Annotated in this window: 21 protein-coding genes; 16 read left to right on the forward strand and 5 right to left on the reverse strand. The window is 35.9% G+C overall.

The genetic code is table 11. From position 1 onward, the window contains the following. The first annotated feature begins 58 nt into the window (after window positions 1–58). The 5 genes from KKI44_RS19355 (at window position 59) to KKI44_RS19375 (ending at window position 6,578) form a co-directional block, all read left to right on the forward strand. Window positions 59–1,999, forward strand: coding sequence for an RHS repeat domain-containing protein (locus KKI44_RS19355; protein WP_214588799.1), 1,941 nt, complete (start codon window positions 59–61; stop codon window positions 1,997–1,999). Continuing rightward, a complete protein-coding gene (locus KKI44_RS19360) occupies window positions 1,999–2,535 on the forward strand; it encodes a hypothetical protein (RefSeq protein WP_214588800.1) in 537 nt (178 codons plus the stop codon). Before KKI44_RS19355 ends, KKI44_RS19360 begins: the two co-directional genes overlap by 1 nt. Window positions 2,536–2,714: 179 nt before the next feature. Further along, window positions 2,715–4,901, forward strand: a complete 2,187-nt coding sequence (locus KKI44_RS19365) for an RHS repeat-associated core domain-containing protein (RefSeq protein ID WP_250902100.1) — start codon at window positions 2,715–2,717, stop codon at window positions 4,899–4,901. Window positions 4,902–5,009: 108 nt separating this feature from the next. Beyond that, window positions 5,010–5,579 (forward strand): hypothetical protein, encoded by a 570-nt coding sequence (locus tag KKI44_RS19370; protein ID WP_250902101.1) that lies wholly within the window; start codon window positions 5,010–5,012, stop codon window positions 5,577–5,579. A gap of 546 nt (window positions 5,580–6,125) precedes the next feature. Beyond that, entirely contained in the window at window positions 6,126–6,578 is a 453-nt protein-coding gene (locus tag KKI44_RS19375; RefSeq protein WP_214588801.1) for a hypothetical protein, read from the forward strand. Between the two features lie 591 nt (window positions 6,579–7,169). Here KKI44_RS19375 and KKI44_RS19380 read toward each other — a convergent pair. From KKI44_RS19380 to KKI44_RS19400, 5 genes are all read right to left on the reverse strand, one after another. After that, entirely contained in the window at window positions 7,170–7,637 is a 468-nt protein-coding gene (locus tag KKI44_RS19380) for an OsmC family protein (RefSeq protein ID WP_214588802.1), read from the reverse strand. Next, entirely contained in the window at window positions 7,634–8,536 is a 903-nt protein-coding gene (locus KKI44_RS19385) for a hypothetical protein (RefSeq protein ID WP_214588803.1), read from the reverse strand. Before KKI44_RS19385 ends, KKI44_RS19380 begins: the two co-directional genes overlap by 4 nt. A 108-nt stretch (window positions 8,537–8,644) precedes the next feature. Next, the gene (locus KKI44_RS19390) at window positions 8,645–10,204 is read right to left on the reverse strand and encodes a ribonuclease E/G (RefSeq protein ID WP_214588804.1); all 1,560 of its coding nucleotides are present in this window, start codon (window positions 10,202–10,204) and stop codon (window positions 8,645–8,647) included. Window positions 10,205–10,569: 365 nt separating this feature from the next. Next, window positions 10,570–10,860, reverse strand: coding sequence for an HU family DNA-binding protein (locus KKI44_RS19395; protein ID WP_027388329.1), 291 nt, complete (start codon window positions 10,858–10,860; stop codon window positions 10,570–10,572). Between the two features lie 140 nt (window positions 10,861–11,000). Next, window positions 11,001–11,672: a LuxR C-terminal-related transcriptional regulator gene (locus tag KKI44_RS19400; protein ID WP_214588805.1), complete on the reverse strand. Its 672-nt coding sequence runs from the start codon at window positions 11,670–11,672 to the stop codon at window positions 11,001–11,003. 179 nt (window positions 11,673–11,851) lie between these two features. On the opposite strand from KKI44_RS19400, the gene tssO reads away from it, so the two are divergent. The 11 genes from tssO to KKI44_RS19455 all read left to right on the forward strand — a co-directional run bounded on the left by tssO (window position 11,852) and on the right by KKI44_RS19455 (window position 25,474). Next, window positions 11,852–12,388 (forward strand): type VI secretion system TssO, encoded by a 537-nt coding sequence (tssO, locus tag KKI44_RS19405; protein WP_214588806.1) that lies wholly within the window; start codon window positions 11,852–11,854, stop codon window positions 12,386–12,388. A gap of 11 nt (window positions 12,389–12,399) precedes the next feature. After that, entirely contained in the window at window positions 12,400–12,927 is a 528-nt protein-coding gene (locus KKI44_RS19410; protein ID WP_214588807.1) for a type VI secretion system transmembrane protein TssO, read from the forward strand. A 59-nt stretch (window positions 12,928–12,986) separates the two neighbouring features. Continuing rightward, the gene (locus tag KKI44_RS19415) at window positions 12,987–13,895 is read left to right on the forward strand and encodes a PKD domain-containing protein (protein ID WP_214588808.1); all 909 of its coding nucleotides are present in this window, start codon (window positions 12,987–12,989) and stop codon (window positions 13,893–13,895) included. A gap of 54 nt (window positions 13,896–13,949) precedes the next feature. Further along, complete coding sequence (gene tssR / locus KKI44_RS19420; protein ID WP_214588809.1) at window positions 13,950–16,349, forward strand: type VI secretion system protein TssR domain-containing protein; 2,400 nt, start codon at window positions 13,950–13,952, stop codon at window positions 16,347–16,349. Window positions 16,350–16,442: 93 nt separating this feature from the next. Next, the gene (locus tag KKI44_RS19425) at window positions 16,443–16,946 is read left to right on the forward strand and encodes a DUF4280 domain-containing protein (protein ID WP_214588810.1); all 504 of its coding nucleotides are present in this window, start codon (window positions 16,443–16,445) and stop codon (window positions 16,944–16,946) included. Window positions 16,947–16,967: 21 nt separating this feature from the next. Further along, a complete protein-coding gene (locus tag KKI44_RS19430) occupies window positions 16,968–19,196 on the forward strand; it encodes a M23 family metallopeptidase (protein ID WP_214588811.1) in 2,229 nt (742 codons plus the stop codon). A gap of 8 nt (window positions 19,197–19,204) precedes the next feature. Continuing rightward, window positions 19,205–20,134, forward strand: coding sequence for a hypothetical protein (locus tag KKI44_RS19435; protein WP_214588812.1), 930 nt, complete (start codon window positions 19,205–19,207; stop codon window positions 20,132–20,134). A gap of 268 nt (window positions 20,135–20,402) precedes the next feature. Beyond that, on the forward strand, window positions 20,403–20,930 hold the full coding sequence (locus KKI44_RS19440; protein WP_214588813.1) for a hypothetical protein: 528 nt from the start codon (window positions 20,403–20,405) through the stop codon (window positions 20,928–20,930). A 239-nt stretch (window positions 20,931–21,169) separates the two neighbouring features. Further along, window positions 21,170–22,129 carry a hypothetical protein gene (locus KKI44_RS19445; protein ID WP_214588814.1) on the forward strand — a complete coding sequence of 320 codons (960 nt, stop codon included), beginning with the start codon at window positions 21,170–21,172 and terminating at the stop codon, window positions 22,127–22,129. Between the two features lie 189 nt (window positions 22,130–22,318). Next, window positions 22,319–22,723, forward strand: a complete 405-nt coding sequence (gene tssD / locus KKI44_RS19450) for a type VI secretion system tube protein TssD (protein WP_076392041.1) — start codon at window positions 22,319–22,321, stop codon at window positions 22,721–22,723. Between the two features lie 255 nt (window positions 22,724–22,978). Next, complete coding sequence (locus KKI44_RS19455) at window positions 22,979–25,474, forward strand: ATP-dependent Clp protease ATP-binding subunit (protein ID WP_214588815.1); 2,496 nt, start codon at window positions 22,979–22,981, stop codon at window positions 25,472–25,474. The last annotated feature ends 28 nt before the right edge of the window (window positions 25,475–25,502 follow it).

Consider the following 25,502-nt stretch of genomic DNA (forward strand, 5'->3'; position numbering starts at 1 on the left):
GGGTTTTGTGTTTTTATAATAAAGCAAAACTTACTTATAGCCCTGATCTCGCGGATGGATGACCAAGATCAATGATCCGGCAAATCTTAACGGAAAACTGTTCGGGTATAAAGTAAAATACAGTGAAGTTGAAGGGCTCGAAACGCCCAATACAGACTTTTCTACTCTGAAAGTAAAACCGAAATACAACGGCAATATTGCGGAAGTAGACTGGAGAACAGGAACAACCACAGGAGACAACCTGAGAAGATACGGCTATGTTTATGATGGAGTGAACAGATTACTGGCAGGATTTTACCAGAAAGATACCAATCCTTCTGCAAAGGAATACTTCGAAAAGATGGAATATGATCTTAACGGAAATATATCCAATCTGAAAAGATCGGCGCAATCTCAGCAAGGTGCTTCTGCATTTAATATTGATGATCTTGGCTATATTTATACCGGAAACAGGCTGACTTCCGTTACCGATTCCTCAACAGATTACAGAGGTTATCCCGATACTTCAGGAAACACGATTTCCTACGACCTGAACGGAAACATGAAAGATCATAAGGATAAAGGTATTCTTCAGATTGATTATAATTTTTTAAATCTTCCGAAATATATTAAGTTCAGTGATTTTGCAAGTTACGACAGGAGCAACAAAGTATATGTAAATACGAATTATCTTTACAGAGCAGATGGCTCAAAGATCAGAAAAGTACATAATTATAAAGATCCTTCCTATGCTTATGCTTTGGGAACCAGAACCACCGATTACTTGGATGGGTTTCAATATGAATATGACTGGACACCATTATCCGGAATACCTACGAATGATTTTCAGTTAAAATTTGTTCCAACTTCAGAAGGGTATTTTGATTTTGTAAAAAATAAGTATATTTACAACTACACAGATCATTTGGGAAATATCCGTTTAAGTTATTTCAACAGTGGAGGTGGCGCAGAAGTTCTTGAAGAAAATAACTATTATCCTTTTGGGATGAAGCATGAAGGATACAATACTTCTTTCAGTTTTGGAAGCAGTTACCAGTATAAATACAATGGCAAGGAATTACAGACGGAGTCCGGCATGTATGATTATGGTGCAAGGTTTTATATGCCTGATGTCGGACGATGGGGAGTGCACGATCCATTAAGTGAATTACAATTCACATATAGCCCTTATTCTTATGTTTATGGAAATTCGATTAGATTTAATGATCCGACTGGTATGATTGGAGAAGATCCTGATCCAAAAAAAATATACGGTCCCAAGGGTGGTAAATTAATAGAAGAAGTTGTAATACCTGCTCCTATAAAACCTCTAAAATCACATGATTCATCACTTTCTTGGATGGGTATAAACAGCTTGAGCGCTTATCATTCTTCTGAAGACAGGTTTGCTAAAGCTATTAGAGGAAGCAAAGCAGCTCTTGCAACAGAGAAATTTGAAAGAAATCTTGCATTCACGATGGGAACTTTTATGATGGGAGGAAGTAACATTGTTGCGTCTGCTGGTTGGGCTACTTTTGATTGGTGGCTTGATTATCAAAGTGAAGAAGCTCAGGAAGCTGTCGGTACAGTTCAACTAATGGCTATGCTTGTTCAAGTTAGCCATGGAAATGCATCTGGAATACAAAAGCTGGTTAATGTAGATGCTTCTAGAATTAATATAGCAAAAGGAATTACCCGCTTTACCCCCTTACGTTTAAACGGAAACCCAGTGAGTGCTGGATGGAAACATGTAGTCAATGGTCATTTTAATAGACCTTTAGCAAATAATAGATCAGTCTTTAATATAACAGAAGAACAGGTAAAAAACATACTACAAAGTAAAACTGTAATTACTGCTCCGCTAACTCCACTGACAGGAGGACAGTTTCAAAGAACTGTAGATACAGGTCAGATAATAGGTAATGCAGCTTTAAAAGATGGCGGAGGATTAACATCATGGATTAATGTAATTACTGATCAAAAAGGAAATTTAATAACAACATATCCAGTAGCACCATAATGAGTCATATTGTATTAAAAAAATGGGAACAATTAAAACAGAGAATAATTCAAGATAAAGAAAATTTGGATGCTCATGCTTTATTAAGGAAATTATTAGATTGGACACAAGAAATAAAAAAAATTAAAGATGTTCATATACAAAATTTATATAAACTTCACTTCAGTTATTATGAAAAGCTAGATATAGAAGAAATCTTTTATAATGATAATATTGTTTGGTATTCATTGGAAGAAATAATTCAATACGATATTATTCAAGCAAAAGTTGATTCTTATCAATGGGCAATTGAACATGTTGATCACATATTGTTTAATCTTTTGATTTTTAAGACAGATAAAGATTGTCCTTGTTGTCATGATGATAATCTTCGTGTATTTGTAGAATCTGATTCTAAAAAACTAATCTTTGAATGTGAATTATGTTTATGCTTAATTGATGAAAATAATAATAAACAAAATTCAGAAGAAAAATTATTTATTCCAGCACCAGCTTCATTAATAAAAAGAAAAAGAATAAAACCTAGTCCTATTTAATTGCTTTCGCGAATTTGTAATCCGTGAGCAACAATAAATAACCCACCGCAAGCGGTGGGTTTTATGTTTTATAGCGTAGCTGCGTTTTTGGCAAAAAAACCGATCTCGCGGATTTGTAATCCGAAGAACTGCTTGCTGAAAACACCTACAACGATCTGTCCCAGCTTGTGAACAAGAAAGTGGGAAATAATCTTCAAAGCATCGATTACACCTACAACATCCGCGGATGGATGACCAAGATCAATGATCCGGCAAACCTTAACGGAAAACTGTTCGGGTATAAAGTAAAATATAGTGAAGTGGAAGGGCTTGAAACGCCCAATACAGACTTTTCTACTCTGAAAGTAAAACCGAAATACAACGGCAATATTGCGGAAGTAGACTGGAGAACAGGAACAACCACAGGAGATAACCTGAGAAGATACGGCTATGTTTATGATGGAGTGAACAGACTACTGGCAGGATTTTACCAGAAAGACACCAATCCTTCTGCAAAGGAATACTTCGAAAAGATGGAATATGATCTTAACGGAAATATATCCAATCTGAAAAGATCGGCGCAATCTCAGCAAGGTGCTTCTGCATTTAATATTGATGATCTTGGATATATTTATACCGGAAACAGGCTGACTTCCGTTACCGATTCCTCAACAGATTACAGAGGTTATCCGGATACCTCAGGAAATCCAATTCGCTATGATAGCAACGGAAATATGATTTCTCACAGAGATAAGGGAATTTTGCAAATTGATTATAATTTTTTAAATCTTCCGAAATACATTAAGTTCGATAATTTCATAACAACTCGTGCCGGAAAAATATACGTTAATACAGTATATACTTACAGGGCAGATGGAGTAAAAGTGGGGAAACAATATTCCTATAAAAATTCCAGTAATATAACCCATCTTTTCAACGAAAGGACGGATTATCTGGATGGTTTTCAATATACCAATGAGTTGCTTAAATTTGTTCCAACTTCCGAAGGGTATTATAATTTCGAAAATAATAAGTATATTTACAACTACACAGACCATTTGGGAAATATCCGTTTAAGTTATTTCAACAATGGAAGCGGCGCAGAAGTTCTTGAAGAAAATAACTATTATCCTTTTGGGATGAAGCATGAAGCCTATAATGTTTTACCGGGAAATCCTGCATACAAATACAGTTACAATGGAAAAGAATTGCAGACGGAATCAGGATTGTATGATTATGGCGCAAGATTTTATATGGCAGACATCGGTAGATGGGGTGTTGTTGATCCGTTGGCAGAGAAAACTATGGATATTTATGGTTACGTATGGAATAATCCAATAAAATTTATTGATCCCGATGGGCAAAGTGGTGAGCCCACACTAGATAAAAAAAATAAAACCATCACAATAAATCAACATTTGATATTTTATGGAGGAAAAGCAACTTCTAAATTATCCGATAAAATAGCAACAGGAATATCTTCTCAATGGAATGGTGCTAATGGAAGGGTAAAAGTTGGTGGAGTGGAATATAAAGTTAAATTTAAAGTTACTTATGAAACAGTATCTGAAGTTGACGCTAAAAAAATGGCTTCTGGAAATACGGATATAAAAAATAACTTTATTCGTGTAGAAGATGGTAAAAATGGAGAAAGTAGTTTCACTCAAGAATTAGGTGCAAATTCATATTATTTTAATACTGATGATGACTTAGCTGGTTCAACAACACCTGCTCATGAAATAGGCCATGGTTTAGGGCTTGATCATACTAATAAAGGAGGACAAAATGAAAACGATGTACCTGACATTATGGAGGCGAGAGGTACACAAGTACATCCTAAATGGTCAAAAAAAGGGCCTAGTAATTCTATAGATCCGAATTTTAGAAGAGTAGATAAAACAGAAGTATATGATGTTCTTAAAGGAGTAAGATTTGATAAAAATGGGAAAGGTAAAATTGGAAAAACAACAAATAAAATTTATGATAAAAACTTTATAATAATATTACTTTTCTTTTCTTGTAAATTCAATGAAAATAATGTTGCATCCAAAGAAAATGTTATTGTTATAAAAAATGATAGCTTAAAAAATTTATCATCAGAATGGAAGAAAGATAATATAGGTTGCTTAAAGTACAGAAATGTTAAAAACTTTAATAAACTATTAAGTGGTTACAAATTATTAAATAAAAAAAGTAAGAAAGAATTTATTAATGTTTTGGGTATTCCTAATCAGGAATTAGTGTATGATAATTTTTCTGTAATAATATATTACTATAATAGTATATGTGTAAATAATAAATTGTTGATAGATTCTGATAAATCAAATATTAGGATAAAATTTGATAAAAAAAATGAATATCTGAATTTTGATACAAGAATTGAATAAGTTTTATTATTTTAACCCCAATCTCGCGGATTTATAATCCGTGAGCAACAATAAATAACCCACCGCAAAGCGGTGGGTTTTGTGTTATAAAGAGCAGCACAAAATAAAATGCTTTTCATTTTTAACCTCAGAAAGCAGGGCGAAGTCGGGGTAACGGTGCAGGAAAGATTTGAGTACGATTCCCAAAACAGGTTGGTAAAACATTACCATCAGGTAGACAATAATCCTGAAGAACTGCTTGCCGAAAACACCTACAACGATCTGTCACAGCTTGTGAACAAGAAAGTAGGCTCTACATCGGGTTCTGCGCCCCTGCAAAGCATCGATTACGATTACAACATCCGCGGCTGGATGACGGAGATCAACAAAAACCAGATGGCGGCAACGGATCTTGGCGGAAAACTGTTTTCCTACAAAATAAAATATACCAGTCGCGAGGGGATCGAAAATCCGGATACAGCTCAGTTTTCAGGAAAGAATGTTGTCCCGAAATACAACGGGAATATTGCAGAGGTAGACTGGCGAGCGGTAGAATCTATTGGTGCAAATCCATCAACAACCCCGAAAAGATACGGGTATGCGTATGATAAAATTAACAGGCTTACAGCCGGGTTTTACCAGAATCCCCAAAACCCGAACAGTAAAGAGAATACGGAATCTTTAGCGTATGATCTCTGAAGAATTCTGAACTGCAGTTTTTACCGACTTCAGAAGGATTTTACGATTACATAAAAAATCAATATATTTACCAGTATAAAAATCATTTGGGAAATGCAAGGGTAAGTTGCGGAAGAAGCAGGGATCTAGCGGATTTGTAATCCGTTAGCAATAATAAATAACCCACCGCAATTGCGTGGGTTTTGTGTTATAATACAACGATATTTTATTAGAGGTCTTTAAATTTTTAGCAATAAGCATTATTTTTTATATTAATAAATTTTGCGGAAAGAATTAATATATTTACCAGTACAAGGTCAACTGCTTTAAAATATGATGCAGCCACACCAGATCAAATTGTTGAAATATATTTAATAAATAGAATTTGACAGATTGTGGAATGAAGGTGTTTTTCGTCTAATTAATAATATATCAAATTGCAATATAGATGATTATAAGGATGAGCCTATTTACATCTGAAGAAAAATTGCAGAAAGCTGCTTCAAAAGTTGGAGTTTCATTTCCGGATCTTGGCTTTGGAAGAGGATATATAAAAAATCATCAAAAATGGATAATTATATTTGTTATGTAAAATATGATAAAGAAGATGCTGAGGTTATTGAAATGCTCAGTAATGTTTTTAATTATAAAAAAGAACAAATAGGAAATTTATTTGATCAGAAAGACTTTGAAATAACCTTTGAAAACAGAATTTTAGATGAAATTTCAGAGTTTTGTACTGAATTAAATGTTTATATTCCTAACAATGAAATAACTGCAATATATCCAAATAACTTTTTATTTGGATATCAAGTATCAAAATATTTAAATCAGCAGGTTTTAGTAAGCGTTAGTTTTGAAAATAATGATCCTTATCAATACATATTAATAGAAAATGATTTGTTTTTTATTGTTGATGAAGTGATTGATGACAATTCAGATGATAAATATGGTATTACTGTACAAAAGAATACTAAAATTAAAATTTCTTATAATGACGCAATAAATTTTAGTTCTTAGAGTGCAATCATTATGCTTGTGATCCATATGTACAAAAAAGCTCAATAATAAAGAATCCGGCTCTTCTGAGGCGGATTCTTGTTTTGGTAATGAAATAGAGCTGTTATTACTTTGCGATTGCATACTATTTTACAGCTTACTGCCGAATTTCATTTAGATAAAGAATTTTTTTTCTGTGTGTTTCTACCGTGCTTTATTACTTATAAAAAATTTTAGAGAGGTCTTTACTTCTAAATCCGTTGCTGATTGATTGTGAATTATCATTTTCCGGATCTCAAGTATCAGTTGTCGCAAAATCTTAATTTGTTCTGAAGAAGTAAAAATACTTCGGATTACAGCATAGGTTGTGGAAGATTATTAATTGTTATTTTATTATGGCTTGTTTCGTTGGAATTAATTAAACTTGAATTTTTATTAAATATAGTTAAAAATATGTTGATATTCCAAATAAATATTCAAAATAATTTAATTTTTTATGATAATTTGATAAATAACTCTCTGTGATTGGAATTTTCAATTCTATTTTTAGAGTTATTGCGAATAAATGTCCGTATTTATAGGGATTTTCGAACACTGATTTAGATTGAGAAATTATTTAACTAACACTTTGGGGATATGTTTTATCGGAAAATTTACAGAATTGGCAATGAAGCAGAATTTGTTTGCTTTTTGATGAAGTTCTTTGGCTTTTTCTATCATCGATTCCTCTGAAACCGTGATTTCAGGATGGAGAATGACTTCCGTGAAATGTCCGCTCCCGTTTTCCGGTTCCGTCATGATGCCTGTAGCAAAATCTGTATACTCCGTCACAATAATCCCTTCTTCGGAACAAAAATGAAGATACCAGAGCATATGGCATGAGGAAATTGAGGAAAGAAACATCTCTTCCGGATTGTATTTTGTTTTGTCTCCGCGAAAGGACGGATCGGATGAAGCTTGAATTATCGCCTTATTCTCTGCAGAGATGTCATGGCTTCTTTCGTATTCTCTGTAAGAACTGGTTCCCTTTCCTTTGTTTCCGGTCCAGCAAACTGTGATTTTATAATGGTGATTTTTCATTTTGATAATAGTGTGTAAAACTTTGAAAAATGTAAAATTTTATTCAGTCTTTTCTTTGTATCTCTTTTGGATAAATTTTTAAAATTTAGATCGTATAAAATGACATCTCTATCCATAAACTTTACGTAATAAATGGTGTTTTCTATAGTATTTATCACGCCTTGTTTGGAGTAAAGTGTTTTAAAAGATTCTTTAAAGAGTTTTTTAAGTTCCTTTTTTGTATATTTTTTGGAAAGAGTTTCATACAGCATTGTAACGGTAGGGGAGTTTTCGTGAACCATCGGAATAGCGGCTATCGGAATCAGAACGTCATATATTTTTTCGTATTCATGAAGATTGGAATAGCATTCAGAATATAGGTAAGCAATATAAGCTATTTCTGAAAATAGTCCGTTTCCGCAGGATATTCTTACCGGATTATTTTGGGCTAAATTAAGATATTGTATGGCTTCCCTATAATTTTTTTGAATCATCTCAAGATAAGCCAGTTTTTTGTAGAGTTCATACAAAAACTGATTGTCTTCAGAATAGGGTATCCTTACAAAAGGGTCTTTTAAATTTTTATTTTGTTTAAAATAATTTAAAAGTTCAAGATATGATATTTTTGCACGATTAAATTGTTTAAGACTTTGTTCCTTCGATGCTTTGCCTAAAAATGCAGTAAATAAATATTCAGAATTCGGATAAGCTGCAATAAATTGATTGTATTTTAAAAGAATTTCTTTTTGAATATGAATAATACTTTTTGAATTTATGGAAGTGCTGTCAGTGTCAGAAATAATTTTATTCAGTAAAGAATCTTCAATTTTAAATATTTTGCTTATTGCAACAGAATCCTCTTTCTGCCCAGAAGCCACGAAGAAACATAATAATAAAAGTAAGGAGAAAATACTTTTCATTTTCAGGTGTCAGTTTGTATAATAAGAGGTGAAGCTATGAAATACAGATTGCTTGTAAAAATAAAAAATCTCCATAAAATAATATGGAGATTTTAAGTTTTTCCTGTATTAATTAGAATATCCTATCAATTCTTCTTTATTGGAATTGTAAATTCTGTATTCTAAATATTTAAAAGAATCCCTTGGAATAACGGTTACCCACTTTTTGTATTTCATAAACCATTTCATCTGGATGCTTTTGATCCCTTTCGTAAGGTAAGCTTCCACAAAAGGATGTACGTGAAGGTAAAGTTTTCCTTTTTCCTTCTGCATAATGGTTCTCAGGGTTTCTCCCATTCTTTCCACAATAACGATCGGAGCTGCAATTTCTCCGTCTTTATTCGGGTTTTCTTCTTTGGTGTCGATCTGTTTTTCCGGACGGTTTCTTTGTCTGGTAATCTGTATCAGTCCGAATTTACTCGGCGGAAGAATTTTATGGCGGGCTTTATCGCGCTTCATTTCTTCCTTCAGATGTTCGTACAGATCTCTTCTGTGGTCTGCGTTGGGCATGTCGATAAAATCGATCACAATAATTCCACCCATATCACGGAGACGCAGTTGTCTTGCAATCTCGGTTGCTGCCATTTTATTCACCTTTAAGGCGTGTTCTTTATTTACGGCAGTTCCGGTTGTGATATTATTTCCGGAGTTTACGTCCACTACGTGAAGTGCTTCTGTGTGTTCTATTACCAGATAAGCACCTTTTGAGCTTGGGATATTGACGTGTTTTCCAAAGCTTTGTTTGAGCTGTTTTTCAACATTATAATATTCCAGAAGAGGAATATGAGAATTGTAAAAATGGACAATGTTTTTCCTTTCGGGAGCGATTACTTCCAGGTAGTTTTTCATTTCTTCCACCATCTGTTCGTCGTCGCAGGTAATGCTCACGAAATCCTGGTTGAAGTTGTCTCTTAAAATAGCTGAAGCTTTATCGTCTTCGCTTAAAACTCGTGACGGAACTTTATTTTTCTGTATATTTTTGAAAGTTGTTTCCCATTTCTGAATCAGCTGATTCATGTCATTGTGCAGGTCTGCAACTTTTTTGCCTTCGGCTACGGTTCTTATAATAACCCCGAAACCTTCAGGCTTGATGCTTTCGATTAACGTTCTCAGTCTCTCTTTTTCTTCGGAACTTTTTACTTTCTTGGAAATCGAAACCTTGTTATCGAAAGGGATGAGTACCAGAAATCTCCCTGTTAAAGAAACCTGAGTGGAAATTCTCGGTCCTTTTGTAGAGATCGGTTCTTTGGTAATCTGCAGCAGCACAAGATCGTCTTTCGCGATTACCTTGTCTACCGTTCCGTTTTTGTCTATTTCGGGTTGTATCTCGAAATTTTTTAAGCTTGAAGTATTTTGTTTCTTGGAAATCGTATCCCGTAAAAATTTTCTGTACGTGAGATATTGCGGTCCCAGATCCTGATAATGCAAAAAGGCATCCTTTTCGTATCCTATGTTTACGAAAGCTGCATTCAGGTTAGGAGCCAGCTTTTTTACTTTCCCAACAAACAAATCTCCAACTATAAAATCGCTTTTGTCCTCTTGCTCATGAAGTTCACATAGTCTTCCGTCTTCCAGCAGTGCAATCTTTGTAAGATCATCCTCATGCGAAACTATTAGTTCTTTCTTCATTTTGTTGTAAGATAAAATTGTTAAGATTGTAGGAAAAGAGTGTTTTTTTCATCAGATGAATTTTAACCTTAAATTACGCATAACAATTGAATGAATGCTAATTTTTCTGATAAAATATAAAACGTTCTTTTCCTTAAACATCTTATAGTTGCAAAACAAAATATAGTCGGTGAGGCTTTAAAATTTAAAATCACCAACTATATCTTTATATTGTAAATCTCGAGAAAAAGAGATTATTTCTTCTTATGTCTGTTCGCTCTTCTTCTTTTCTTTCTCTTATGAGTTGCAACCTTGTGTCTTTTTCTTTTCTTTCCGCTTGGCATAATTATAATTTTTTAGTAACTAGTTAATATTCAGTTAATTTCTTATTTTACTGTAACTTTCGTTTTTACTTTCTCCACAAAAGATTTTGATGGCTTGAAAGCAGGAATGTTATGAGCAGGGATTTCAATGGCAGTGTTCTTAGAGATGTTTCTTCCTGTTTTTGCTGCTCTTGTTTTAATGATAAAAGATCCAAAACCTCTTAGATAAACATTATCTCCATTATACATAGAAGTCCTGATTTCTTGCATAAATGCCTCTACAACTTTCTGTGTTTCATTCTTTTCGGTTCCCAACTTGTTTGAGATGGTGTTTACCAATTCTGCCTTTGTCATTTCCTTATTTTAATTTTAAATTTTAGGTGTGCAAATTTAGTTAAAAAAATTGAATATTAGCAAATTAGTGATAAAATATTTTTTGATAAGAGGTTGAAAACTTAGTATTTATTCTGTACAGATGTTCTGTTAAGTCACGATTACATACTGGAATTGTAGTAGCCGTTCTCTACACAGAAGCGGATCAGATGAAGTTTTGTCTTTAATCCGAGCTTTTCCGTAAGACGGTTAATGTACGTGTCTATTGTTCTCGTACTGAGATTCAGTTTTTCTCCTATCTCCTTGTTACTGAAGCCTTCATAGCAGAATTTCATCAGCTGTATTTCTGTTGGGGAAAGTTCTTCCTGACTTTTTTTCTGCCGGTTCATATAATCCATTACTGCTAAAGGCTGCTGCTCCCAATGTTTCGTGTAGGCTTCATAATCGAAACTGTCTGAAGTAATTTTTCCTTTGATAATTTCTTTAATGATGGTACTTTTTTTCTCACAGTAAAAAGTGTTGGGAATTTTAGAAAGAATTTCCGCCATATCTTCCTGATAGGTTCCGGAATACGTAATAACAGGGGTTTCAGAATCGCTTTTCCGGATGTATTTAATGGCTTCCAGCCCGCTGAGAACAGGCATAAAAAGCTCTACAATAAATACGTCTTCCTGTCTTCTGTAATTCCGGCTGATAAGCTCATGCCCGTTGTTGCAGTCGTTCAGCAGCATGTAGAACGGATTTTCCGTCAGCGTTTTGATCATGATTTTCTTAAAATAAAAATCACTGTCGGCAATAGAAAATCGCACAGTATTGGTTAATATTTTGCTCACTTTATTATCGATTTGGTGGATGATAATTAAAATTCAGATCACTAAATTAGGAAAATATGCTGAAAGTGAAAATTAATCTTAATTTAATTCAGAAAATAGAATTATTTAAAGTGAAAACTTAAATTTTGTGCATAAATTATTTTTTTATAATTTCACGTAACCAAACCAAATCACAAAATATGTCTTCGAACAGGGAGAGAAAATTAAACCATGCCGACGTTAGGGCGGGCATCTGGAAATTTGTTCTGTCATTCATTGTCTTATCAGGTGTATCCTTCATCTGTGTCTTTTTCTTTTTTAAAAGCTATGATATCCAAAGAGAAGGGATCAAAAAACAGGCGGACGACTACCGCGAACTGCTTACAAGAAGCGATCTTCTCAGAATCCATGTGGACAGTATCCTGTACCGGATGGATCAGCTCGATATCAGCAAGGTGGATAACGATATTTTCCTCCGCAACTACATTATGGATAACGTAAGGGATGCCAAAAACATCATGGGGAAAGACAGCGCGGATAATTTTAAGCATTATTCCATCCTCATGAAACAGATCGAGCCGATGCTTGCACTGAAAAATCAGATTGTAAATGTTTCCTACAAAGAGCAGAATGCTTTACGGGATCTCAGCGAATGCCGCGGAAAAGTGGGCATTGTAAACCATGAACTAAGGGTAGATCCTACAAGAAAATTCTCGGGAAGCAAACGAAGAAGATAAAAACTAAAATTATGCAGGGACAAATCACACTATCTAAAAAAGAAAAGCATTATCAGTTTTTATATTTAATTGTAATGCTTTTTGCAGCGCTTATTTTTCTGGGAATCATCTTTTTAAAAGGTTTTGAATCTCCGTTTTCAGACGAAGATATGATCTCGGTGCAGAATCTTGAAGAAAAAGCAAAGTTCGACCAAAAGCAGAAGTTTTCCTATAAAACCTTAGACAGCACTTTTTCGATGATCAACCGTTCAACGGATGAATCGCCGCAGCCTTTTGTAGAAAGCAATATCATGTACGGAATTAACGATGTCGCCAATTATTTCCAGAACGGGGATAATATTTCAGACATCAGAAAAGATGCGTATCCGCAGATTGCGAAATTCTACAAAATGTATTTCAACGACAAAAAAGTAATTTCCAGCAAAACGGAAAATATCAAAAGCTTCGAAAAGCAGTTTGAAGAATGCTCCATAGGTTTCAAAGAGAAGAAAAGCCAGCTTTTTCAGCGGGAAACAGCTTTAAAAGCACGGACTCAGTAAATTTTCATATCCTTTCATAAAACACACCAAATAAAACACACATCACACAATCATTAACTATGAATTATTTTCAAAAAAACAAAAAGAACATTATCATCGGTGTTATTGCGACGCTGCTTATCGCGGCACTGGTTGCATTGTGGCTGCAGAAGAAGGTGATCCACTCCGCAGATGATATTGTAGGGGTAGTTTATCCCTCTTCCCTGAAAGTAGGAGACACCCTTTTGTTTGAAGACAAAACCCAGTTTGCAAAAACCAAAAAATGGATCTTCGGAGACGGAACTTCAAGCGATAAAAACAGCGGCTTTCACTTTTACAACAGACCGGGATATTATCAGGTAACGCTGATTATTGATAACAAATATTCCAAATCTTTTCCCGTAATGGTTTCCGCAAGATCAATTCCGAAGCCTGTAGATTCTGCAAAAACAAGAACTTTAATCGATGCGCAGACTCAGGCAATGCAGTTTGAAAACGTACAGTTCCGAGCGATTTCCGATGCCAAACAGTTTACATGGAAGTTCGGTGAAACAGGAAACATCGATTCTAAAGATAAAATGGCAATCTATTCCTACAAAAAACCGGGAGATTATGTCGTAACACTTTACACCGACGAAAGCGCGGAGCCGATTCTTCATCAGATTAAAATTCTTCCCGCCTATGATGCGCTCGAAGAAGAGGCAAGTGTAGAAGACGCTTATGCTAAAATAGATAATGATTTTAAATATCATCTTCAGCAGATTGCCAACGGAAACAGCTTCAATATGCATTACAATTATTTACTGAGAACCTATCTGTGCAACAATGAAAATACCGTGGTAAAAGTAAGCGACAGCAAAGTCAATAACTTTTACATGTACTGTGCAGGTCTTCAGTTTGATAAAAATATGGTGATCCAGACCGTAAAGGTAAACTTCGATGATGCACAGAACTGTGTAACCAAAGTTGATATTAACCAAAGTAAATAATTTTCCGTTCAGAAATTTTCTTGAACCAACACACCAATCATTAAATAAATCAGGATGAAAAATAAACTTCCTCTAGCAGCATATTATATCGGAGTTTCAGTAGTACTCGTAAGCTGTCAGGTAAAACTGCCGTCGAAAAGAACTCCGGAGCCCACCCATTACGGACAGGTTGATAATTATCCGGTCGTGAACGGTTTTCCTAAAAAATCAGTTCCTTGGATTGCCATATCCGACAGATCCAGAAATACCGCATATCTCGATAAAAGCGATGAAAAATCGTACAAGGAAGTTAAATTTCTGGAGCCTTTGATGGTTTTAAAAAACCGCGACGGAATGGTAAAAGTTGCAGAATATATTCCGGATGCACTCATGAAAAAAGTCTCTTCCAAACAGATCAAAACCTACGGCTGGATTCCGGAATCCGATCTTCTTTTATGGAGCAATTCTTTAAAAAGCGAAAAAACAGGATTTCCGGTAAGAGTAGCCATTGTTCCGAGCAACAGTGAGGTCATCAAAAACTCAGAAAGATATTACAAGAACGATTCCATCATGGTTTTTAATTCGCCAAGTCTTATTGAACAGGCAAATGTGAAAATTCCGAACGGACAGATCGTATACGTCTACAAACAGGCGGAAAACAACAAACGATTTCTGGTGGGTAAAAAACCAAACATCGATATCGACAGCATCAGTACAAGTCTGTACGGATGGGTAAGCTCCAACGTAGTTTCCACATGGGGAGAACGTTCTGCCGTAAAAATGAAAAATACCACAGGAATTACAGAAACCACGCTGGGAATTCATGAAGGCTCTCCGGGAGGAAATGAAACCGAAAATAGGACTGCTGTTTTGTTGACAGACGTAAACAAAAGAACACCCCTTGAAAATATTTTTCCGGTAACATTACCCTTAAATGAACCGCCCGCTCCGGATTCTAAAACAAAGTATTTTACCAATATTTTAGATTACAGTAAAAATTACGTTTTCAATGTATTGGGAGAGCCGATTTATTTCGACCGTTACCGCGAAATTACGGAGAAAAACAAAAAAATAAATATCGTATTTGCCTTAGACATCAGTGCTCCGAATGCACCTTATGCTCCGATTGTGAAATCCTTGTTGCAGGATTTACAGTTGAGATTCGAGAAACCATCCTATTTTAATCAGATAAAATACGGCGTGGTTTTGTACAAAAATAATTCCTGTGGAGACAATGTGGCGGTTTCAAATTTAAGCACAGATTACAGCAAAATAACCACCTTCATCGATCAGAAGAGCAATGAGATGAACTGTGTAAGCAACAGCGGTTATCAGCCGGTAAATGAAGGTTTGATGGCAGCCGGAAACCTCTTATCCAACGTTCCGGATGAAACCAATATCGTAATCACGGTGGGAACATCATCCAGTCAGGGCGGAAATATGTATGGAGTCATCAATTCTCTAACGCAGGCTCAGGCGAGACTGATCATGTTCCAGACCAGTGCAAGATCATCCGATACCTACAACGATTTTGTTTTGATGGCAGAAAATGTGGTAACCAATACCGCAAAAAATATTGCTGAATTGAAGAAACAGAAAATTATTAACCAGAATGATGTTTTAACGAAAAATAATTTCAGTCTTATTGAAGGAGATGAAGGCTTTTTCTCACTCGATTATCCGAAGCAGAGTATGGCACAGGGATTTGTGATTTTTCCTAAAAAAGGCGATATCGCGAAGCCCGGTTATCTTAAAAAATCCGTCGACAGCCTGATTGCGCAGGTTACTCTTGATAATACGACTTTGGATAAATCTTTAAACGATTATTTCCATTCATCAGTAGGAGCAGGAAGAACGGATGTGGATGTAAAATACAAATATCTTTATCCGGGACTTACCAATCCGGTTCCGGCAGGAATTGCCGCACAGCTCATCAATTACGGAAATCCGTTTCTGGTGAAAGGTTACATTCCGAAAGAACTGAAAGATTACAAACCGGGATTGGAAAAAGGAATTTTAATTTCTGAGAAAGAATTTGACAATTTAAAACTTTTCTATACCGAAGTTTATCAGAACACCGGAGCGGAAAGATCAGATTTCAGCCAGTCCAGAGCGATTAACGAGTACGTGAAACTGCTGAAAAAATATAACCCCACTCTGAAATTTTTAGACAAAAGCGATCTTTATAAACAGCCGATGTCTTACTCCGTGGGAATCAGTACAGGTTTTGATAATTCTGATGAAGAACTGATGTCGAAATATATGCTGAAAGGCTGGAAAAAATCTAAAATTGTGACTAATGAAACGGTAAAAACCTATTTTAAACATTACAAAGATTTAGTCGACAGAATGTTGTCTCACAGAAATGATCCTGCGGTGAAAATCGAGCAGAACGGACAGACTTTTTACTGGCTAAATGAATATTTTATGCCGACCATGATGCCAGTTGAAGAACCGGAATATACTCAACATTAATTCTTTATAAATAGAAAAGCGGAAAATATTTTTCTGCTTTTTTTATTTTTTAATGTAAATTTTTTATCTTTGGATTACCCAAATCACGTAAATATGTCACAGCAATCATCACCTCATGACGGCAAATATTTTGTTGTCCGGAAAGGCAAAGCCCAGTGTAATCAGGGTGATCAGTTTCCCCAGTACAAAGTTAGTTCCCATCAGAAACATTTTTGGAACGATTCCGATGGTAATGCAGATTTTCTTGGCGTTACCGAAGACGATCTTCAGTTTAATCCATCCGGTCCCAGTTTTGGAAAATGCAGACTTAAACCTACTTCGGGAGGTTATCTACCATGCTCTTACGCGCCTGCCGGAAAATGGCAGAAAACTTATGATAAAGTAACCATTATGGGGAAAAAGATCGTCACCGAACTTTCTGAACTGCAATGTGTAATCGGAGGCAAGATTACCATTAAAGATCACGGACAGCGTGGAGAAATGAGTAAACAGAATGTGAAAAATGCGGATAATAAAACCGTTCAGCACATCAATCCTTTGGTGAAGATGCAGGATTTTAAAGAGACCGTTCTCGAAAGTGAAATCGATGCTTACTAATTAATTCAAAAAGAACGTTCTATGTCTAAAAAAGGAGTTTCAAAAATCTCGGGAAACCCAAGTCCTGTTGTTGGTGAAAAAACCACTTACATGGTTACAGACTGGTATCCCGCCACGTCCGCAGAAGAGAGAAATCCTGCTGTGGTTACCTGGGAACTTTTTAAAAAACGTCCCGACGGAAGTTTTACGACAACCAACATCAAAAAAGTGGGGGACGGAAGTTTTACATTTGGAGAAGTTGCGGCTAAAAATACCTACCGTCTGGAAGCGTATCTTCATCAGCCGGAAGGAAAAGGAAGTACCACCATTGATATTACTCCGCAACAGAGAGAAGTTCCCAAGATCAATAAAGTGGAATTGCGCTATGCAGACGATTCTCCGGGAACCGTTTTCAGTTATCAGGAAAAACTTGTTGCCAACGCGCAGTGCGTAAATCTTGCCGGTAAAAAACTGCTGTTTACGCTTTGGGAAGATGATGCAGCAGGAGAGGGACATAACTCTAAAAATAAATTTGTAGACAGCAAAGAAGCGGTTGTAAGCAGAACCGGAACGGCAACCGCAGAATTCATACTTACTAAAGCTTTGATGCAAAAAGCTTCAAAAGGAGAAAGAGATCCTAAAGAACTGGAATTCTATGTAACGGTAGAATATTACAGAGACAGAAAACACGCAAGTGAAAACCGCGTGATAAAAAATCCTGAATACAAACCGCCTATTCAGCCCTCTCAGGCTCAGAAATCTACGCCAAAAGCCACAGGTTCACCCGCCGCTTCAAAACCAGATTCTAAAAAAGAAACCAGCGGAGTATTTGATTCCTTCACAGAAACCGTAAGAAATACATGGAATGAACTTTGGGACTGGGCAGAATCCAAAGGAGCCGTAAAACCGGATAAAAAACCCACAGTTCCCAAACCGGAAGGTAAAACGACGAGTGTGGTAAACGGAGAAACTAAGGATTCATGCCTGTGTAAAGAAACCAAATTGTTTTGGGGGAAACATTTTACCTGTCAGGAACGCAAAAAAATTATTGAAATTTCGCATAGACTTGGCTGTAAACCCGATTATCTTACTTCAGCTATGGCTCTGGAAACAGGAGGTACTTTCAATCCCGCAATCGTCAATAGTTTAGGATACACAGGTTTAATACAGATAGGAACAACGGCGGCGGCTGATATCAATAGGAGGAAAGGAACCAATGTAACTGCCGGAAAAAACGGAAATCTGAAAAACATGACCAAGCTGGAACAGCTTACATACGTAGAATATTATCTGGAACCCTATAAAGGAAAACTCAATACACTGGCAGATTTTTACCTTGCTATTTTAATGCCTGTAGATTGCGGAAGAGGTAATGAAAGAAATCATGTTGTTTTTGATAAGAACTTACAGCTGGATTATGATAAAAATAATAAAGTTATTAAAAACACAAAATGGGTAAGGCAAAAAGCTTATCAGCAAAATCCTGCATTTTTTAAAGAAGGAAAAAACGAAACAGGAAGAACGTACGTTTGGGAAATAGCGGAAGAAATAGAAAAATGGTACAATAAAGGGGAAGCAAATGCAGAAACGAGCTTTTTATGCCAGAAATCTGCTGCACCTGCAAAAGTAGAACAGCAGAGTGGAAAATGGCATGATCCTGTTGATAATCCAAGACTTACAAAATATAATTATGGCGGAAATGTAAAGCCTTCCAGCGGAACATACGGATGGTGCAGAAGAAACAGCAACGGAAGCAAAAAATACCATTCAGGATTTGATTTCTTTGCCATCCCCGGAAAAGATAAAGTATATGCAACTTTAAAAGGTAACATCCATCAGGTAAGATATTCTGCAACTGCAGGATGGATTGTAAGAGTAAAAATTCAAAATGTGAAAGACCTTTTGGAGCAGGAGAAAAAAGTAGCTTACAAAACACAGTTTACCGATGAGCTAAAAGGAATCAATATAAAAGAGACAGATGACGTCTACTTTATTTATATGCATTTAGATAGTGTTTCGGTAACGGAAGCTGATGCAAACGCCAAAAAAGAAGTGGACGCAGGAACCGTTTTGGGATACGCCGGAGTTTCGGGATCTATTGCAAGCGGAGGAAGAGCACCTCATTTACATCTTGAAGTGGCAACAGTTTTGGATGCATATGGAAAAGGCGAATCGGTAAGAACGAACCCTGCAAGATTTGTAAAACTGAATTCTTACGATACAAAAGATCAGGATGAAGCAGCCAAAATAAACCATACATATAAAAAATAAGACTATATATGAAGAACTATTCTAAAAGATTATTGCTAATACAGCTTTTGCTGTTTATTTTTATTGGATGCAAAAAATATCAGTCACAGGATCACATCAATACAAAATTTACTGTTGATAAAGAAAATATAAAAGACGATAGCTACAGTTCAAAAAATTTAGATAATCTTTTTGCCGCAAAAGGAAATACTTATTTCGAGCCAGATTATACAGGTACTTCTTTTGACGATTATTACGTTAAAAATATTGTCGTTAAGGACCAAAAAGGAAAGAAATCTAATTATCTGCTTTTCTTTGATAACAAAGATATTTTAAAAGATACTTTGAGAATTGCCGATGATGAAATGTATTCTTTAAATGTTATTTTTGATAGCAAACGGAAAGGAATTGCGGTAGGAACTTTCGATGCAAAACAATCTTACTTTAAAATCGAAAAGAATTTTGAATTGGATAAAAATATAAAGCTTAAACCCATTCCCGTTTCTTCAAAAATTGAAAAATGTCCGCTTCCTGTACAATTGCTGTCTGAAGAAAATGTAGGTCTGGAAGAACATTTTACATTTGGAACACAAAATTCAGACACCAAAAAAGAAAGTCAATCTGCACAGACTGTCGTTGATGAATTTTCACAATGGAAAGGAAATTATCAGGCTGACTTTGAAATTTCAAGAACGGATGGAGATTATCAGGTAAAATATGAGGTTAAAATTACAGATAAAAATAATGTTGCCATTACCGAAAAGATTAATGATGAAAGCAATTTAGTTTCAGGAACTTTTATAAATTCTGCATCTGATGATAAAATCGTGATCAAATCCAAAACAGATGATACATTAGAATATATTGTTGCTAAAATTGGCGGAAAATATTATCTCATGGGAAATACCATTTACATGCTTAATCCCCCGAATGACAAATATATTCTGAAGAAAATTTAAAAATAGGAGAGGTTGTGTTTTTCACAATCTCTTTTTTTTTGTAAATCTTTTAAACTCATCTCTCTTTTGCCGTTAAATATATTTTGAACGTATTGTGCTGTTATTTGCTGAATGAATTTTCTTTGCGAACGCAGTATTAAAATACCACAGTACTTTTCATCTTAAATCATCGCCTCAATCATTTTTCAGTTAATTTTAAAACAAAAAATATGGTCGGATTAAAATTTATGGTATTTTTGATCTAATAAATACGTCAAAAGTATACCTTATGATTACAAAAAAAATCATTGGAATTTGTTTACTGGCAGGACTTTTCACCATTTCCTGCTCGAAAAATGAAACAAAGAACAAAACGGCAACAGCAGACTCAATGTCCGTTTCTCAGCCTGTTGAAAAAACGGCAGTTCCTGTTGAGAAAAAAGATGCTGCACAATCTGATGAACAAACAGAAAGTCCGGAAGAAAAAGATACAAAAAAGACCGTCTCCAAAACTTCTGTTGAAGGGAAATTTATCGCAACAACCTGTGAAGGTGCAAGATTTTCAATAGAATTTAAAAATACGGACGGAAATCCAACGTTTAAAATTTTAGATAAAACAAAAGTAATTGCTGCCGGAAATGTCTCTGCAGAAACCGACGAAAAAACAGGAGCGATCACCAATATTATGATGGGCGAAATTGGCGGTGTCTATGAAGGTGACAAAATTGTGATCCAGAATTACGGAAACGCAATGAACGAATTCGAACACTTCACGCAATGCGGCGATAAATATCTGGAATTCACCAGACAGAAATAATCAAAAATTAATAATTGAAATAGAAACAGCATCCATTTTCGGGCGCTGTTTTTTTGTGGTTAAATTTAAAATGGTTTTAAAAAAGGTTGCATTTTTGGCTGAGTAGAACGCCTTTGTGAACTTAAAAAGTGATTTGCATAAAAACTTATGAACCTTGCGTTACATGAAGATCATGACAAAACTATTTTGCGGACTAAAAATTTTCCTCTAACTTAGTTTGAGCCAAAAAACAAAAATATATGACCGTTCATTTTATCCTTTCCGGAGAAACGCTGGAAAGTATAGCTGAAGAAATTAATCTCGAAAATCCAGAATACCTTAAAGAATTTCACAATGCACATTGTGCGAGAGAAGATTTTATATACGATAACCTTGTTCCGCGGAAAAAACTTCTTATTCCTGATATTCACAAAATAAAAGAATACAACAGCAGGAATGATGCACCTTTCAAAGATCTGAAATTAAACCCTGAAATTCCTTTCCATCCCGAAAATCTGGCTAAAATTTATACCGTTGAAAGCCGGGAAACCGAAGAAAATGAGCTTGAAAAAAAAGAAAATGCACTTTCTTACACCGTTTCAGTAAAATGGATCCGAAAAGAAGAAAATAATCACATTTTTCACCTTTTCAAAAACAATTTTTTCGAAAAATCCGGAACGATGATGGCGGATCTCGCTTCAGAATCCATCCGTTCGCTGAATCCTGTTGAGGTAAGAACCGATGACAAAGGCAGAGTTGTATTTATTTCGTTAACCAAAGAAACCACAGATCATTTCAATACGATTAAAGAGCGTCTTACAGATCTTTTCCCCGATAAATACGCTAAACTATATCTTGATGAATTCGAACTCGTCGTTCTCGATCCTTTACTTTTCCATAGCAGAATGAAGGAAGACATCTTCATCAAAAACTATTTTGCAGGCATAAGAAACAGGTTTAAGAAAGGAAAATCTTATCTTAGTCAGTCAATCGGAGAAGAAAATACAGAAATTCAGCTTCAGCAGAAAGTGGAAGATTCCGAAGATCATGAAATCGTTCTCCGTCAGAATATAAATTCATACGAAAATGAGCTTGATTTTGTCGGAAAATATATCTTGGATAAAGACTCCGGATTGGTAAAAGAAATCGAAATCAGCTACAGTATTTCTCAGTATGGTGTAAAAAATAAAAGTTTTTTTACACTCAAAGAATTGTCGTAAACATTTTACAGCAAAGGTTTGTTAAGATAGTATTAAATCCAATGTCGTAGAATTACGACATCAAATCGTAGAAATACGACAAAATTTCAAATTGATATTTAAAAACTTTCAGAAGAGAAATTGCCGCTTTATCTTTGTTACACAATCACCGAATCACAAAATAGTAATAACGATTAAAATTTACCTGTCATGGCAGCAAATTCAAGAGGAATCTTAAAATTCAACGGCGGAGAAGGGCAAAAATTACTAAAACTGAACTACAGCGTTTCCAGATCTACGGATGTTTCCGGGAGAGTAGCTTCAGATCCTTCCAATGCGCTCATCAAAGTAACCGTAGAAGCGACAGAAAAATCAGACATTCTGGAAAGCTTACTGAACGGAAAATACAAACCGACCACAGGAGAAATTACCTTCAACAAATCCCACGAAGAAGGTACATTAATCACCCTTTCATGGAACAACGGATACGTTATTCAGCACGAAGTTGAGTTCGATGCGGTAGACGAAAACAGCATGCTCATCAGCTTCGTGGTAAGTGCAGAAACCATCGACTACGGAAATTCCAAATACGAAGGTCTTTGGCCATCAAGCTAAACAATTCATTTCATTGATATTCATACAAAAGGCTGTCACTCAAGACGGTCTTTTTACCATTTTAAATTAATTTTTGTTAAAATATTTATTCTAAATCACATTATTAATACATATTTTTCCGTTTTTAAGAAAAAACAGTTAACTTAGTAAATAATAAAAATTCAGACGGTTATAGATTCATTCCATAAAAAACAAGGAAAATCCAAACCGGAGAAACACCAAATCACCGCACAAAATATTAATCTGAATAGTACAATGGGAGTATTAGTTACCAATGAGACTGTAAAGCAGCTGTTTCATATAGCGCAATCCATCGCGAAGGAAAATTACAATGCCACCTACGGAGCTCCGCACATTTTGCAGGCACTTATGCACAAAGACATCGGGCTGAACGAATTCCTTAAAAGCATCGACAAAGATCCCGGATATTTCTACGAATGGGCAGATGTTCGCATTGAAGATTATCCCAAAACCAGCCATCTTCCAAGTGAAGCAGGAGAAGACGAAACTGTAGATCATATTGTAGAAGAAGCGGATGACATCCGACTAAAATTAGGTCTGGACGAAATTACCCCGATCTGTATTTTAACAGCCATTGTAAAACCACAGGTCGCTTTTACTTTACAGCAGCTCAAATCACTACCTCTCAGAGAACATGAAATTTTTAACTTATACAGAAAAGATACGCCTTACGACAGTTCGGAAAACGGAGAATTTTCTTCGATATTTTCAAAAGGTTCAGATTATTCAGATCAGTCTTTTCCTTCCATAAAAAGCTATTGCACAGACAGAACCGCACAGGCAAGAAAAGGAGAACTGGAAAACATCATCGGAAGAGACAAAGAACTCAGAATGCTGGTTGAAATTCTCTGCAGGAGAAGCAAACCGAACGTTATCATTATCGGAGAACCCGGAGTCGGGAAAACCGCATTGGTAGAAGGTTTTGCTATTGAAATCATCAAAGGAAATGTTCCTGAAATGCTCAAAAACGGAACCTTACTGGAATTGGACACCGGAGCATTACTGGCAGGAACCTCTTACAAAGGCGAGATCGAAGACCGCTTGAAAAAAGTCATCAACGAATGCAAAAAGATAGAAAAAGCCATTCTCTTTATTGATGAAATTCATACCCTTTTAGATCCCAAAGGAAGCATCGGAAACGTTGCCAATTTGTTGAAACCTGAACTCGCAAGAGGTGAAATTACCGTAATCGGAGCCACCACTCAGGAAGAATACAGGAAAATTATTGAGCTGGAACAGGCTTTCAACCGAAGGTTTGAAGTGCTAACCGTAAATGAACCGGACGAAAAAACCTGCGTTAAAATGATCGACGTTTTACTCGAAGGCTACAAAAAACACCACGGAATTGAAGTCGAGAAAACCGCTCTTCCGGAATGTGTACGTCTTGCAAAAAGATATGCAAAAGGGAAAAAACTTCCCGATGCAGCCATCGATCTTTTAGACAGAACCATGGCGGCGATTAAAATGCTCGACGAACTTTCAGAAAAAGAACTGGAAAGCTGGAAATTAACCTACGAAAAGCTTCAGAGCGAAGATTATTTTGACGAAAAAGACAAAGCAGACGAACTGATCTGGAATTACAATTTGCTGAGAGACAAAATAAGTCCGATTTTATGGGGATCTTTAAGTGAGCAGCCGCAAATCGACAATTCCATGCCGGTGGAGCAGATTCAGAAAATTATTGAAGACAGCTATGCCGAACTGTTGCAGCACGCCTCAAAGAAAAGAGAAAAAGTAGACCGTCTTGAACTCGCGGCGGTAATGGCGGCAAAAACAAACATTCCAATCGGGAAAATTCAGGCGCAGGAAAAAGAGAAACTGCTGAATATGGAATCTCTTTTAATGAACCGTGTTGTAGGGCAGGATCACGCTTTAAAAATCCTTTCCGATGCAATTGTTGAAAACCGAAGCGGACTCAATAAACCGGGACAGCCCATTGGATCATTCTTCCTTTTGGGACCAACAGGAACAGGAAAGACCGAATTGGCAAAATCGATGGCAGAACTCCTTTTCAACGACGAAAAGGCAATGGTTCGTTTCGATATGTCTGAATTTAAAGAAGAACATTCAGCCGCACTTTTGTATGGCGCGCCTCCCGGATACGTAGGTTACGAAGAAGGAGGAATGCTCGTCAACAAAATAAGACAGCAGCCTTACACTGTCGTTTTATTTGATGAAATTGAAAAAGCCCATCATTCGGTTTTTGATGTGTTTTTACAGATCATGGACGAGGGAAAAGTTCATGATAAACTTGGAAAAGAAGGTGATTTCAGCAATGCCCTGATTTTATTTACCTCAAATATCGGAAGCGAAGAAATCGTAAAACAGTTTGAAGAAGGAAAGATCCCGGAATCGAAAACTTTGATGCAGATTATGTCGAATTCTGGACGTTTCAGACCGGAATTTTTAGCAAGAATTACAGAAATTATTCCTTTTGCTCCAATTACAGAATCCATCGCCGAGAGAATTTTTAATATTCAGTTAAAATCACTACACAACTCTTTAGCGCGACTGGGAATGAGTTTAAAAATCTCCGATGAAGCCGTGAAAAATCTTGCTTTGGGCGGATTCAGCAGCAAATACGGCGCAAGACAGATCTCAGGAGTGATACGTTCTCAATTGGCAAGACCTATCTCGAAAATGATCGTAAGAGAAGAAGTAAAAGCCGGACAGATCATTCATGTCGACTGGAATTCAGAAGAAGAAAAACTGAGCTGGAACGTAGAATAAGAAAGAATGGAAATCGTGAATCAGTTTA

The organism is Chryseobacterium sp. ZHDP1, from assembly GCF_018603435.1.
Classification (GTDB): Bacteria; Bacteroidota; Bacteroidia; order Flavobacteriales; family Weeksellaceae; genus Chryseobacterium; species Chryseobacterium indicum.